This window comes from Hoeflea sp. Naph1 (assembly GCF_046837775.1).
Lineage (GTDB): Bacteria > Pseudomonadota > Alphaproteobacteria > Rhizobiales > Rhizobiaceae > Hoeflea.
In genome coordinates, this window is record NZ_CP177286.1 from 4,207,083 (window position 1) to 4,221,385 (window position 14,303).

A 14,303-nucleotide genomic window follows, 5' to 3' on the forward strand; every position below is an offset into this window, starting at 1 on the left:
CTTGGTTCGATGCTACAAAGCGCAGTGAGCGCGCGTTTGCGCTAACCTAGTCTTCAAAAGGGTCAGTCACAAGTATCGTATCGTCCCGCTCAGGACTAGTGGACAACAGAGCCACCGGCGCGCCGATAAGTTCTTCAACCCGCCGCACATATTTGATCGCCTGCGCCGGCAGATCCGCCCAGCTGCGCGCACCAACGGTTGTCTCTTCCCAGCCGTCGATGGTCTCGTAGATCGGCGTTACCCGCGCCTGCGCGCCCTGGCTGGCCGGCAGATGATCAATACGCACGCCGTCGAGCTCGTAGCCTATGCAAATCTTGAGTTGCTTGAGCCCGTCGAGCACATCGAGCTTGGTCAGCGCGATGCCGGTGGTGCCGTTGACGGCAACCGATTGCCGCACCAGCGCCGCATCAAACCAGCCGCAGCGACGCTTGCGACCGGTGATGGTACCGAATTCATGGCCGCGTTCGCCCAGAAACTGGCCGGTCTCGTCATTCAGCTCGGTCGGGAAAGGCCCCTCGCCCACCCGCGTGGTGTAGGCCTTGGTGATGCCGAGCACATAGCTCAGCGCCCCCGGCCCAAGCCCCGATCCGGCAGCAGCCTGACCGGCCACGGTGTTGGACGAAGTGACAAACGGATAGGTGCCGTGATCGACGTCGAGCAGCGAACCCTGGGCGCCCTCGAACAGGATGCGCGAACCGCGACGGCGCGCCTTGTCGAGCAGCAGCCAGACTGTTTCGCGAAACGGCAGGATCCGGTCGGCAACGCTGGTGAGTTCCTCGAGAATCGTCTCGACCGAAATTTCCGGTTGGCCGAGCCCACGCCGCAAAGCGTTGTGATGGGTCAAGAGCCGGTCGACCTTGGCCGGCAGGGTATCGAGGTTGGCCAGATCCATCACCCGAATCGCCCGACGGCCAACCTTGTCCTCATAGGCCGGACCGATGCCGCGCCGGGTGGTGCCGATCTTGGTGCCCGAATTCGACGCCGCATCTTCACGCAGTGCATCGAGTTCGCGGTGCAGCGAGAGAATCAGTGTGGCATTGTCGGCGATTCGGAGATTGTCGGTATTGACGACCACGCCCTGCCCGGCCAGCCGGTCGATCTCGCTGACCAGCGCATGCGGATCGATCACCACGCCATTGCCGATAACCGCCAGCTTGCCCGGACGAACGACACCCGAGGGCAGCAGCGAAAGCTTGTAGCTTGTCCCGTCGATAACCAGCGTATGGCCGGCATTATGGCCGCCCTGGAAACGCACGACCACGTCGGCCCGCTCGGAAAGCCAGTCGACAATCTTGCCCTTTCCCTCGTCACCCCATTGCGACCCGACGACAACTACGTTGGCCATGACATCCTCTTGAGATAGGGCCCGCATGTGGGGGCCAGAAAAACGAAAACCCGCGCATGCATACCGGCTAAGGCCGCCAAAATCGAGCCTCCGTCTCCATTAATGACGTTTTTTGCGTGACAATTTCGCGGGTTCTCGCCAAACATGAGGCTCGGGGTGAAGCATGTCCTCCGGAAACCGCCAGGCTGGCCTTTCGGCTGCCCGAAAATCCACCTTCAATTCCCGGATATCTGCCGTGTATTTGCGCGCCTATCTGCTCCTGACAATCACCGCGCTCACATGGGGTGGCAACGCCGTGGCCGGCAAGCTGGCAGTCGGACACATCTCGCCGATGTTGCTGACATCGTTCCGGTGGGGACTGGCACTGACGATTGTTCTGACATTCGCGCTGCCGCAGGTACGGCGCGATATAAAAGTGATCCGCGCGAATCTGCCACTGCTGGCCAGTTACGGCATCTTCGGTTTCGCTTTTTTCAACGTCCTGATGTATTCCGCGCTCACCCACACTACGGCGATCAACGTGGCGATCGAGCAGGCTGGCATGCCGATGCTGATCTTTCTCGCCAATTTCTTCCTGTTTCGCATCAAGGTCAGCTTCGGCCAGTTCGCCGGATTCATGCTCACGCTTGCCGGCGTCGTGATTACCGCCTCGAGCGGCAGCCTCGAGCGACTGATCGGGCTTGAGCTCAATCGCGGCGATGCGATGATGCTTTTTGCGGTAATGCTCTATGGCAGCTACACCGTGGCACTTCGCTACAAGCCGGTGATTCACTGGCAAAGCCTGATAACGGTGATGGCGGCGGCGGCCTTTCTCACCTCGCTGCCATTCGCGGCCTGGGAGTCAACCCAGGAGAATTTCATCTGGCCCGACACCCGCGGCTTCATGCTGGCCATCTACACCGCAGTCTTCCCCTCGCTGATCTCCCAGGTCCTGTTCATCAAGGGCAACGAGATCATCGGCTCGAACCGGGCCGGGATCTTTATCAACCTGGTGCCGATCTTCGGCACGCTTTTGTCGGTGCTGATTCTTGGCGAGGTCCTGCACCACTATCACGTGATCGCGCTAACGCTGGTGCTCGGCGGCATCGGGCTGGCCGAACACTACAAGAAATGAAAAAGCCCCCGGCGCTATACGCGCCAGGGGCTCGACCTCCGGTAAGAAGCGGCTCTTAATCGATGTTGAAGACCAGCGGTTTGGCTTGCTTGATGGCCTCGTGGGCCGTCAGCTTGTTAAGCACATCCTGTTCAACGAGCTTGTCGACATAGAGAAGCGCGATCGCATCTCCATTTGCCTTTTCGCGGCCCAGCTGGAAATTGGCGATGTTGACGTTGGCATCGCCAAGCGTCGACCCCATGAAGCCGATCATGCCGGGCACATCGGTGTTGGCGATGTAGATCATGTGGGCTCCGACTTCGGCATCCATGTTGATCCCCTTGATCTGGATAAACCGCGGCTTGCCGTCCGAGAACACGGTGCCGGCTACCGAGCGGCTCTGGCGCTCGGTTGTCACAGTCAGTTTGATATAGCCGTCATAGACACCGGTCTTGTCACGCTTGACCTCGGACAGGACGACGCCCTTTTCCTTGATCATGATCGGTGCTGAAACCATGTTCACATCGGCGACCTGATTGCGGATCAGGCCGGCCAGCAATGCACTGGTCAATGCCTTGGTATTCATGCTTGCCGTCACACCGTCATAGAGAATCTCGATTTCCTTGATCGGGCTTTCGGTGACCTGGCCGGCAAACGAGCCGAGCACGTCGGCCAGCCGGATGAAGGGCTTCAGGATCGGCGCTTCCTCGGCGGTGATCGACGGCATGTTGATGGCATTGGAAACAGCGCCGCGGACCAGATAATCCGACATCTGCTCGGCAACCTGCAGCGCCACGTTTTCCTGCGCTTCGGTGGTCGAAGCGCCAAGATGCGGGGTGCAGACAACATTCGGCAGGCCAAACAGCGGGCTCTCCGTTGCGGGCTCGACTTCGAACACGTCAAACCCGGCGCCGGCGACCTGGCCGGATTTGAGCGCTTCGGCAAGATCAGCCTCAACAACCAGACCGCCGCGCGCGCAATTGATGATGCGGACGCCCTTCTTGGTCTTGGCCAACGCCTCGGCATCGAGAATGCCGCGGGTCTTGTCAGTCATCGGCACATGCAGGGTGATGAAATCGGCCTTCGCCAGCAATTCGTCGAGCTCGACCTTGGTGACGCCCATTTCCTCGGCGCGTTCCTTCGACAGGAACGGATCATAGGCAACGACATGCATCTTCAGACCGATGGCGCGCGAGCAGACGATCGAACCAATATTGCCGGCGCCGATGACGCCAAGCGTCTTGCCGGTGATCTCTACGCCCATGAATTTCGATTTCTCCCACTTGCCGGCCTGGGTCGAAGCATCGGCTGCCGGAAGCTGGCGGGCGACGGCGAACATCAGCGCGATGGCATGTTCGGCCGTGGTGATGGAATTGCCAAAAGGCGTGTTCATGACGATGATACCGCGCCGCGAGGCGGCCGGAATATCCACATTGTCGACGCCGATGCCGGCCCGGCCGATCACTTTCAGGTTGGTTGCGGCGGCAATCATCTTTTCCGTCGCCTTGGTGGCCGAGCGGATCGCCAAGCCATCATACTTGCCGATGATTTCGAGCAGCTTTTCCTTGTCCTTGCCTATTTCGGGAAGGTAATCCACCTCGACGCCGCGGTCCTTGAAGATCTGCACTGCGGTGGGGGAGAGTTTATCGGATACGAGTATGCGGGGCGCCATGATGGCCTCCATTGCTTGATAGAATTTCGATGAATTGAGAGCAGGACCGCGCCGTCTCGGCGACAGCGCGGTCGGCGCAACTGAAAATCAGGCCGCTTGCTTGAGCGCGGCTTGTTCCTGTGCGAAGGCCCATGAGAGCCACGGCGTCAGCGCCTCGAGATCGGAAGTTTCGACCGTCGCGCCGCACCAGATCCGCAAGCCCGCGGGGGCGTCACGGTAAGCGCCGATATCCAGCGCCACACCTTCCTTGTCGAGCCGCCCAACCATCGCCTTGGCGAAGGCTGCCTGCGCCTCGGCAGGCAACGCGGTAATCTCCGGATCGGCAATCACCAGACAGACGGAGGTGTTGGAGCGGGTTTCATCGACCTTGGCGAGATTGGCAATCCAGTCATTGTCGGCAACAAACCGATGCAAGACATTGGCATTGGCATCGGCGCGAGCCATCAGCCCGTCAAGGCCGCCAAGCTTCTCTGCCCATGTCAGCGCGTCCAGGTAATCTTCGACGCACAGCATCGACGGCGTGTTGATGGTTTCGCCGACGAAGATGCTCTCGATCAGTTTGCCGCCCTTGGTCATGCGAAAGATTTTCGGCAACGGCCAGGCCGGCTGATAGGTTTCGAGCCGTTCGACGGCGCGTGGGCTGAGGATCAGCATGCCGTGGCCACCCTCTCCGCCAAGCACTTTCTGCCAGGAAAATGTCACTACATCGAGTTTGGCGAAATCAAGATCCTGGGCAAATGCCGCCGAAGTGGCGTCGCAAATCGTCAGTCCGGCGCGATCGGCGGGAATGAAATCGGCATTGGGAACCCGGACACCGGATGTGGTGCCGTTCCAGGTGAACACCACGTCGCGATCAAAATCGATCTGCGTCAGATCAGGTAATTCGCCATAGGGCGCGGTGATCTTGCGAGCATCATCAAGCTTGAGCTGCTTGACCACATCGGTGATCCAACCTTCGCCAAAACTTTCCCAGGCGACCATGTCGACACCGCGCGCGCCGAGCATTGACCACATGGCCATCTCCATAGCGCCGGTGTCCGATGCCGGAACGATGCCGATGCGATAGTCGTCAGGCACCTTGAGAACGCTGCGCGTCAGATCAATGGCCTGCTTAAGTTTGGATTTGCCGATTTTGGCCCGGTGCGAGCGGCCAAGGGCCGCATCGATGAGCGCTTCGGGCGTCCACCCGGGACGCTTTGCGCAAGGACCAGAAGAAAAACGGGGATTTGCCGGACGCAGGTCCGGCTTGGAAACAGTCGACATAAAGCTATCCTTCCAGATAGTGGCCCCTCGTTGGGGAGGGGTGGCCCACTGACCGGATTAGACTTCTGCAAAATTGAAGTCAAGCGCGATCCTGCGGCCGTGCCCACAAAAAAGGGCGGAGAATATCCGCCCTTCCTGTTCAATAGCGATGTCTGCTGACGCCTACCAAAGTGCGTAGCGCAGGCCAGCCCGGATTTCATGCTTTTCAATACCATTGTCATTGGACTGGACGCCCACAGCCCCGGCCGCTGCCGTGACGGTGTCGTAACCAAACTGCGCGTCACCATCCACCTTGGAGTAGCGATATCCCAGATCGAGCTTGAGGTCCTTGGTGATATCATAGGAGACACCGGCCATAAGTGCGTAGGTAAAGCGCCAGTTCTCCTCACCCGGGAGGTTGGTATCCAGCACAAATGGCCGGACGAGTGCCAACGTGTCCCACGTCACCCGGGTAATACCGGCGCCCGCACCAACGTACGGCGTAAAGCCAGCATAGGTGCCAAGGTCGGCATAGACATTGGCCATAAACCCATATTGCTCAAAGTTCTGCGAAAAGACCGCCGGACCGGTGGCCCCGTTAAAATCGCCTTCCGAATAATCGAAGGTCAGATCGCCGCGCAAATAGTCGGTAAAGCTGTAGCCCATACCGATCGCGCCCGACCAGTGATTGTCGAGAGAAGAACTATCGAAATTGGTGGCGGTGTAGGTCGGCGGCGCAGCGCTGAAGACCGAATAGCTGGTGGCTTCACCTCGTGTACGCGCCGAATAGCCCAGATCACCACGCAGATACCACCCGGTGCCGATCTCGACCGGCTGCGTTACCGGCAAGTCCGGTGCATAGATGATGTCGTCAAGGTCTGCGGCATGCGTGGGCGCCGCCAGACCGATGGCCGCAATGCAGGACGTTACAGCTATTCGCGTCAACATGACTGTTTTCCCTTCAATGGCTCCGGGCCAGCGATCGAGCGGCCGAATGCATGTGAAGGTCACTATGGCGGTGACAGGTTAAGTCTCGGTTAAGCACGTTTGTTAAGCACGTCAGTTAACGTTGGTTTTGTGAAGTAACAAATGAGTAAGACGGCAACACAAGCGCCCGGCCCCAAACGAAAAACCGCCCGGCGATTGACCGGGCGGTTGATTTGGCAAAGCCGAACTGGCGAAGGAAAGTTTTACTTGTAAACCGCAGGCATAATCGGCGCTGGTTCGATGTAAACCTCTTCCTGATCACAGCCGCCGAAGCTGTAGCGAAGGCCACCGCGGGCTTCATGCGAGGCGATACCCTCATCATAGCCGGGACCGCCGTTCTGCGCATAGCCGAACATCTTGCCGCCAGAGACATGACGATAGCGATAGCCGACATCAGCCTTCACATTGCACGTAAGATCAATCGAGGCGCCAGCCATGAGCGCATAGGTAAAGCGCCAGGATTTTTCGCCGCCATGATTGACGGTTGTGTCACAAAGTGCGGGGTTGCCGTCAGCGCAGGAGGTGTTGTTCAGGCCGTCCCAGGAAACACGGGTGCCGCCGATACCAGCACCGCCGTAAAATGTGAACCGACCTTGCTTGTAGAAATCGACATAGGCGTTGGCGAGCAGGCTAAGACCCGACACCGAACTGATATCGGTCGAGGTGCAGGCACCGACGCAAGCGCCAAATGCAGCGCCGGATCCTTTTGTCGACCCACGGAAATCAGCATCTGCGAAATAATCAAGCGTCAGGTCGGTACGCAGATGGCGGCTGACTTGATAGCCGACACCCCCGCCGACACTATATGAGGAACGCAATTCCGAAGTGGAGAAGTTTGCATAATTGGCGTTCGACCCCTGAAAAAATCCAGGTGCGTCAATCTCGTTCCAGACGTAACTGGCGTCGCCGCGCAGGTACCAGCCGCTGGCCGCGGCAACCGGCTGTGCAGCTTGGGGTTCGTAATAGGGTGCTTCAACAATCGGCGGGGGAAGAACATCGGCTGCTCCGGCCGACCCTACACCGGCAATCATCATGGCCGCTCCAGCCAGGAAAACATTTCTCATGGTAGACTCCATTGTCGAGACATGCGCGGCCGCCGGTTTTGGTGACATCACGCTCTGTGGTTCGACTTGGAGATTGAAGCAAAAGAGTTAAAAGCCACTTAACCACGTCTCTTTACCAAGAAACGTCCTATTTCAACACAATAGCCAATTGCGAATTGACCCGCTGCTTGACAGTCGGATTGCCTTCCGTCTGACCGCAGAAAAGGAAAAACCCGATCAAGCTGTGTCAGCCCAACCGGGTTTGGTATGTGGCCGAACGGAATAAGTTCCGCGCGGGAGATTTCTGGCAGTGTCGTCAGGCCGCGTCGCGGGCTCCGGAAATCACGTTGATCAAGTCATCGACAATCGTCTCTATCTGGCCACGGTCATCGCCTTCGGCCATGACCCGGATCAGTGGCTCGGTTCCGGACGGGCGTATGACCAGTCTTCCGCCGTTGCCGAGCGAAGCTTCAGCATCGGCAATCGCGGATTTGACGTGGCTGTCATTGAGCGGCTTGCCACCTGAATAGCGCACATTCTTGAGAACCTGCGGAACCGGATCGAATCTGCGGCAGACTTCCGATACCGGACGGCCCATGCGTTGAACGCAGGCCATGACCTGCAACGCTGCCACCAGGCCATCTCCGGTGGTGGCGAAATCAGAAAGTACAATGTGCCCCGATTGCTCACCGCCGACATTGAAATCATGTTTGCGCATGTGCTCGACCACATAGCGGTCGCCAACCTGGGTGCGGGCAAGCGAAAGCCCGATTCCGCCAAGAAACCGCTCCAGCCCGAGATTGGACATCACCGTCGCCACGACGCCATCCCCGCGCAGGGTCTGGTCCGCGGCCCAGGATTCGCCAATCAGGGCCATCAACTGATCGCCATCGATCACTGCCCCGGTTTCGTCAACAATGAGCACCCGGTCGGCGTCGCCATCAAGCGCGATCCCGACATCGGCTCGGACTTCGTTGACCTTGCGCGAGAGTGCCAGCGGATGAGTCGAGCCACAGTTGAGATTGATGTTGGTACCGTTCGGTTCCTCACCGATCGCCACCACTTCCGCGCCCAGCTCCCAAAGCGCAGCCGGCGCCACCTTGTAGCCGGCGCCATTGGCGCAATCGATGACAACACGCATGCCCGACAGGGTAATGTCCTTGGGCAGGGTCCGCTTGGCGAACTCGATATAGCGATCATCAACCCCGTCGACGCGCTTGGCCCGGCCGATTGCATCCGGGCGAGCCAGCTGCAGATGGATGTCTTCATCCATCAAGCTTTCGATGCGAAGCTCCAGCTCATCGGAAAGCTTGAAACCGTCAGGTCCAAACAGCTTGATGCCGTTGTCCTGGTAGGGGTTGTGGGATGCGGAAATCATCACCCCGATATCAGCACGCAAGGAGCGCGTCAGCATTGCCACCGCAGGTGTCGGGATCGGACCAAGCAGAAACACGTCAAGACCTGCCGCAGTGAAGCCGGCGACCAGCGCATTTTCGATCATGTAGCCTGAAAGGCGGGTATCCTTGCCGATCACTACGCGATGTCGATGGTCACCGCGGCGAAACAGATTGCCGACAGCAATGCCAACACGCATCGCCAAGTCGGGTGTCATCGGCGCCGAGTTGGCCTGGCCGCGAATTCCATCGGTGCCAAAATACCGTCTATTCATTGAGCCCCCGCTTCAAACCGTCCGAACACTTGCTATGATCGTGATCCAACACATCTCGCCATAAATACAATCAGATTTTGTTACGAATCGTTTCAGAAAACAAAAAAACAGCCGCCGGGTCGGCGGCTGTTATCAATATCACGTTTTGTGGTTGCCCCCGCCGCTTATTGCGGCTGCGGTTCCATCCCCGGGTCAGGCTCATCACCTTTTTTCCCGGAACTGCCCTTCTTGTGGCCACCAGCAGTCGGAACTGCAGTTCCCCTGCTTGGCGGCGTATCGTCACCGATATCGCGTGCCGGCTTCTCACCGCGGATCAGAGCGTTGATCTCTTCGCCGGTCAGCGTTTCGTATTCAAGCAGGCCTTCGGCGATGGCGATGAACGCCTTTTTCTTCTTGGTCAGGATCGCCCGCGCCTCGTGATAGGCCTGGTCGATCAGGCGGCGGATCTCGCTATCGATCTTCTGCGCGGTCGATTCAGAAACATTTTTCTGTTGCGCGACCGAATGACCGAGAAAGACCTCCTGCTGGTTTTCACCATAGGCGACCAGACCGAGTTCATCGGAAAAGCCCCATTCGGTGACCATCGCACGTGCCAGCTTGGTGGCCTGCACGATGTCGGACGAAGCGCCGGAGGTTATGTTCTCCTTGCCGAAGGTCAATTCTTCGGCGACGCGGCCACCCATCATGATCGCAAGTCGGGATACCATCCACTTGTAGCTCATCGAATAGCGGTCACCTTCGGGCAACTGCATGACCATGCCCAGCGCACGACCGCGCGGGATGATTGTTGCCTTGTGCACCGGATCGGCAGCAGCGACATTGAGCGCGACGATGGCGTGGCCAGCTTCGTGATAGGCAGTGAGCTTCTTTTCTTCCTGGGTCATGGCAGTCGAACGGCGCTCGGCTCCCATCATCACCTTGTCCTTGGCGTCTTCGAACTCGGCCATGGTGACGATACGCTTGTTGCGTCGCGCCGCCAGCAGCGCACCTTCATTGATCAGGTTCATCAGGTCCGCGCCGGAGAACCCGGGTGTGCCGCGGGCAAGAACCTTGAGATCGACATTAGGCGCCATCGGCACATTGCGCACATGCACCTTGAGGATCTTCTCACGGCCATTGACGTCGGGAAGCGGCACGACGACCTGACGGTCAAAGCGGCCCGGCCGCATCAGCGCCGGATCAAGCACGTCCGGACGGTTGGTCGCGGCAATCAGGATAACGCCCTCATTGGCTTCAAAACCGTCCATTTCGACCAGCAACTGGTTGAGTGTCTGTTCGCGCTCGTCATTGCCACCACCGAGACCGGCGCCACGATGACGACCCACGGCATCAATTTCATCGATGAAGATGATGCAGGGCGCGTTTTTCTTGGCCTGCTCGAACATGTCGCGAACGCGGCTGGCGCCGACGCCAACAAACATCTCGACGAAATCCGAACCGGAAATGGTGAAGAACGGAACATTGGCTTCGCCTGCAACTGCACGTGCAGTCAGCGTCTTGCCGGTACCGGGAGGGCCCACGAGCAGAACGCCGCGCGGGATCTTGCCGCCGAGCCGCTGGAATTTCTGCGGATCGCGGAGAAATTCAACGATCTCCTCGAGATCCTGCTTGGCCTCGTCAACGCCCGCCACATCAGCGAAAGTGACGCGGCCATGCGCTTCGGTCAGCAATTTGGCCTTCGATTTGCCAAATCCCATCGCACCGCGTGAACCACCCTGCATCTGGCGCATGAAGAAAATCCACACACCCAAGATCAGCAGGATCGGCAGCCAAGAAATCAGATAGCCAACGAGTGTGTTGGAGCTGTCCACCTCAGGCTTGGCAACAACGGTTACATTCTTGTTGCTCAATCGCGTGATGAGAGACGGGTCGCCAGGCGAATAGGTCTGAAAACCGGTCGCCGTATCGGTGTAGTTACCCGAAATCCGCTCGCCGATGATGGTCACATCACGCACGCGGCCGTTATCGACATCCTTGAGGAATTGAGAATAGGCGATATCGCGCCCGGTGTTCCGTTCAGTCGGACTCTGGAACATGTTGAACAATGCGATCAACAGTAGCGCGATGATTGCCCACAGGGCAAAATTGCGGAAGTTAGGATTCATGCTCTTCCTCGGGAATCTTGGCCTGTAGCCACCGGCTCACAACCGAATTTCAAATCTCAATACCTAACATAGGAGCCAAGCAGCCCATTGCCAAGGCTACAGCCTGCCTTTGTCATCGCACGTTCGTCTTAAAGTCCCCTGAATTGTCCCAGGGACACTCGGGAAACGGGCGCGCACCGAGCAATCGTGCGATGGCTTGCGCCAACGGGACTTCATAGACCGGTAGGATCCGAGAATACCGGCCGATCAGCGCATCCGCGCAAAAACCACCGATCACTTGCTCTTGAAGGCCCCAAGTTTTCGAGCCTTGGCCATAATCGCGGCTGAACAAAGGCAATACGCCCTGTGATAGCCCGGCGCTGACCATCAGCGGAGAAACTCGATCAAGATTACGCACCCGGAAACGTCCATCCCAGTCAGCGTTTGCACCCGCCGGAATCACGCAGTTTTCAAGCCCGCGACGTTCGCGTCGCATAGCCAACTCGGCCCCATTCCGCCGCAGCACAGCGCGGCCAACGGTAATCGCCGATTGACCGCTGTCCCCACAAACAAAAGCCTCAAGCGTCGTTTTGCCACGCCGATCAAGCGGTCGGGAAGCCCCGCCGAACACGTCAATCAGAGCGGTAATTGCCGCTGTTACAGCATCATCTGCGCTGTCGGCATGCATCCGGATCCGGACTGTGCGATCCGCATCGATACGGCAATGGGTGTCGATCTGCTCCGCGGCCGCTCGCGCAAGACGCCACCTCTCCGTGATTGCCCGCTGCGCATCGAGGTCCAGCGGCTGTGCCGGATTACCCTGGATTTCGGTACGCACCCGTACCCGCTCGTAGCGAAGGTCGCAGTTGGAAGGATCATCAATCCACGTAACCCCGGCAGTAGTCAGAAAGCTTCGGATCTCCGTCCGTTGCACCTGCAACAGCGGCCGCAATACCCACATGCGCCCATCAAAAAGGCTCGCATGCGGGATTCCCGCCAGCCCCGGGGCAACGTCGGTTAGTCCGCGCGCGCGCCGCATTGCAAGCGTCTCGTGCTGATCGTCGCGGGTGTGGCCGGTCAGCACCGCCGCCAGACCGAGCTGTTGGGCAGCCTGACCAAGCAAATGGTAACGTGCGGTTCGCGCCGCCGCCTGCACTCCCGTCTGGGGTTTGTCGCCCTCCCAGACGAGCGTCTGATGACGTACACCGATCCTTCGACACAGTGACTTGACGTACCGCGCTTCATCGGCCGAAGCGGCGCGCAGGCCGTGGTCCACGGTCAAAGCGACCACCCGGCCGGGGCCAATCATTTGTACCAGCCCATAGAGCGTACCAAGCGAATCCGATCCGCCCGACACGGCAACGCCAAGCGGTCTGCAGTCAGCAAGCCCGTCGCAGAAGTCAGCCAGTAAATTGTAAAAATGGGTATTCATCGGATCGTGACGGGCAGAAGCCAATGCGCTTCGCTGGCCCATCGGGCAATTCAGCAGCTTGCCCGCAGCTGCTCTTCACTGACCTTGGCACGTACCGCCGCCGAAGCGCCGGGGTACCGGATCAGGACTTCGCGCAATGTTGCGCAGGCGGTATCGCGGTTATCCAGTTGGGACAACGACATGCCGAGCTTCAACAGCGTGTCAGCGCCCTTGTCGGCCTGCGGATATTTTTTGTGGGCATCAAGAAAGGTCTTGGCTGATTCCCGGTAACGCCCTTGCGAATATTGTGCCTCGCCGAGCCAGAACATCGCGTCAGGCGCACGTTCACCATCCGGATAGGATGTCACGTAATCCTGAAATACCTGCTCGGCCAGCGCATAATCGCCTGTCAGCATGTGATTGTAGCCGGCCTGGTAGATATCTTCTGCCGAGTTCAGAGACGCGGTTTCGTTTCCCGATGACAGCGGCTCGATGATGCCGCCGATGAGGTCGCCATTGCCATCGACCTTGAGCGAACCCAGATCGATCGACGGTGTTCCAGACGGCTGGGTATCGCGCGTCGTCGACGCGGTTGCCGATTGCTCGACACCTGGCTGCGGAACGGCCGAGCCGGCATCACTGCGCTGGCCCCCGGTCTTTTCGAGTTCCTGGAAGCGGAATTCGTTGTCTTCCTGCATCTGCCGCATCTGTTCCTGCATCTGCAGCAATTGGAAGCCGAGTTCCTCGATACGGCCATTAAGCCCTCGAATCTGTTCCTCGAGTTGCCCGATCCGGTAAACCGGGTCGCCGGACTGCACCAGAACCACCGGTGCGCGGGTTTCCTGGTCCCGGATGATCTCCGCCGGCGGCAGTGGCGCAAACGGTGAAAATCCGGATAGCAGCGGCGCCGCCGTCGCGGGAATCGCGAAGGCGGCCAGCGCCACCGTGACAAGCAAATTGCAAATGGGTTTCATCAGCCTAACCTTATTACGTCGCGCCATCGGCGGACGGTTGCCCCTGTTTCTCGAATACCGCAGGGCTCCCCCTCAAATCAACGCACAAACCGGCCAAACTATGATCAAGGGTATGAACTTCAGCAAAAAGGGCGGCCCGAAGACCGCCCCTGAAGCTTTCACTGTCACATGCCTGATCAGCTTCCGGCGTTGCCCAGCACGGTGACTGCCCGTCGGTTCTGGGACCAGCAGGAAATATCATCACAGACTGCAACCGGACGTTCCTTGCCGTAAGAGATCGTGCGGATACGGTTTGCCGCAATGCCCCGGGTCGTCAGGTATTGCCGGGCTGCCGCCGCGCGACGCGCACCAAGGGCCAAGTTGTATTCACGCGTGCCGCGTTCGTCGGCATGGCCTTCCATGGTGATCTGATAGTTCGGATACTGGTTGAGCCACTGCGCCTGCCGGTCAAGCGTTGACGCGGCGTCGGCACGAACCACAGAAGAATCGGTATCGAAGAAGATCCTATCTCCAACATTGACCGTGAAGTCCTGTTGCGAACCCGGCGTGGCGTTCCCGGCAAGGCCGAGATCAGCCGCGTTGTTGGGCAAGTTGTTCTTTTTCGAGGCGCAGCCGGTCAGCACGAGCGCGGTAAACAGCACGAGCATCGCCGGGTTGCGGGCAATCATTTGCATGCGGCGCATGGCCGGTCTCCTTGGAAGTTGTAGTTGACCATTTCTAACCGATTGCGGTTAATCCGCCCTGAAAGAACACAGTTAACATTTTACGAATTGAGGTTCCCTG

11 protein-coding genes are annotated in these 14,303 nt (G+C 58.9%); 1 reads left to right on the forward strand and 10 read right to left on the reverse strand.

What is annotated here, in order from left to right:
- Window positions 1-46 precede the first annotated feature (46 nt).
- Window positions 47-1,345 (reverse strand): adenylosuccinate synthase, encoded by a 1,299-nt coding sequence (locus tag ACK6D9_RS20230; RefSeq protein WP_322988275.1) that lies wholly within the window; start codon window positions 1,343-1,345, stop codon window positions 47-49.
- Between the two features lie 235 nt (window positions 1,346-1,580).
- On the opposite strand from ACK6D9_RS20230, the gene ACK6D9_RS20235 reads away from it, so the two are divergent.
- Window positions 1,581-2,459: a DMT family transporter gene (locus ACK6D9_RS20235; RefSeq protein ID WP_412051862.1), complete on the forward strand. Its 879-nt coding sequence runs from the start codon at window positions 1,581-1,583 to the stop codon at window positions 2,457-2,459.
- Between the two features lie 55 nt (window positions 2,460-2,514).
- Here the strand turns inward: ACK6D9_RS20235 and serA are convergent, their stop codons facing one another.
- The 9 genes from serA to pal form a co-directional block, all read right to left on the reverse strand.
- Entirely contained in the window at window positions 2,515-4,110 is a 1,596-nt protein-coding gene (gene serA, locus ACK6D9_RS20240) for a phosphoglycerate dehydrogenase (RefSeq protein ID WP_412049870.1), read from the reverse strand.
- Between the two features lie 87 nt (window positions 4,111-4,197).
- Complete coding sequence (locus ACK6D9_RS20245) at window positions 4,198-5,373, reverse strand: phosphoserine transaminase (RefSeq protein ID WP_412049871.1); 1,176 nt, start codon at window positions 5,371-5,373, stop codon at window positions 4,198-4,200.
- Between the two features lie 162 nt (window positions 5,374-5,535).
- Window positions 5,536-6,300 (reverse strand): outer membrane protein, encoded by a 765-nt coding sequence (locus ACK6D9_RS20250; RefSeq protein ID WP_322988278.1) that lies wholly within the window; start codon window positions 6,298-6,300, stop codon window positions 5,536-5,538.
- Between the two features lie 242 nt (window positions 6,301-6,542).
- A complete protein-coding gene (locus ACK6D9_RS20255) occupies window positions 6,543-7,403 on the reverse strand; it encodes an outer membrane protein (RefSeq protein ID WP_412049872.1) in 861 nt (286 codons plus the stop codon).
- Window positions 7,404-7,698: 295 nt separating this feature from the next.
- Window positions 7,699-9,051, reverse strand: a complete 1,353-nt coding sequence (gene glmM, locus ACK6D9_RS20260; RefSeq protein WP_322988280.1) for a phosphoglucosamine mutase — start codon at window positions 9,049-9,051, stop codon at window positions 7,699-7,701.
- Window positions 9,052-9,215: 164 nt separating this feature from the next.
- Window positions 9,216-11,156 carry an ATP-dependent zinc metalloprotease FtsH gene (gene ftsH, locus ACK6D9_RS20265; protein WP_322988281.1) on the reverse strand — a complete coding sequence of 647 codons (1,941 nt, stop codon included), beginning with the start codon at window positions 11,154-11,156 and terminating at the stop codon, window positions 9,216-9,218.
- A gap of 112 nt (window positions 11,157-11,268) precedes the next feature.
- On the reverse strand, window positions 11,269-12,567 hold the full coding sequence (gene tilS, locus ACK6D9_RS20270; RefSeq protein WP_412049873.1) for a tRNA lysidine(34) synthetase TilS: 1,299 nt from the start codon (window positions 12,565-12,567) through the stop codon (window positions 11,269-11,271).
- A 50-nt stretch (window positions 12,568-12,617) separates the two neighbouring features.
- Window positions 12,618-13,520, reverse strand: coding sequence for a tol-pal system protein YbgF (gene ybgF / locus ACK6D9_RS20275; RefSeq protein ID WP_412049874.1), 903 nt, complete (start codon window positions 13,518-13,520; stop codon window positions 12,618-12,620).
- Between the two features lie 176 nt (window positions 13,521-13,696).
- Window positions 13,697-14,203, reverse strand: coding sequence for a peptidoglycan-associated lipoprotein Pal (pal, locus tag ACK6D9_RS20280; RefSeq protein ID WP_322988284.1), 507 nt, complete (start codon window positions 14,201-14,203; stop codon window positions 13,697-13,699).
- Window positions 14,204-14,303 lie beyond the last annotated feature (100 nt).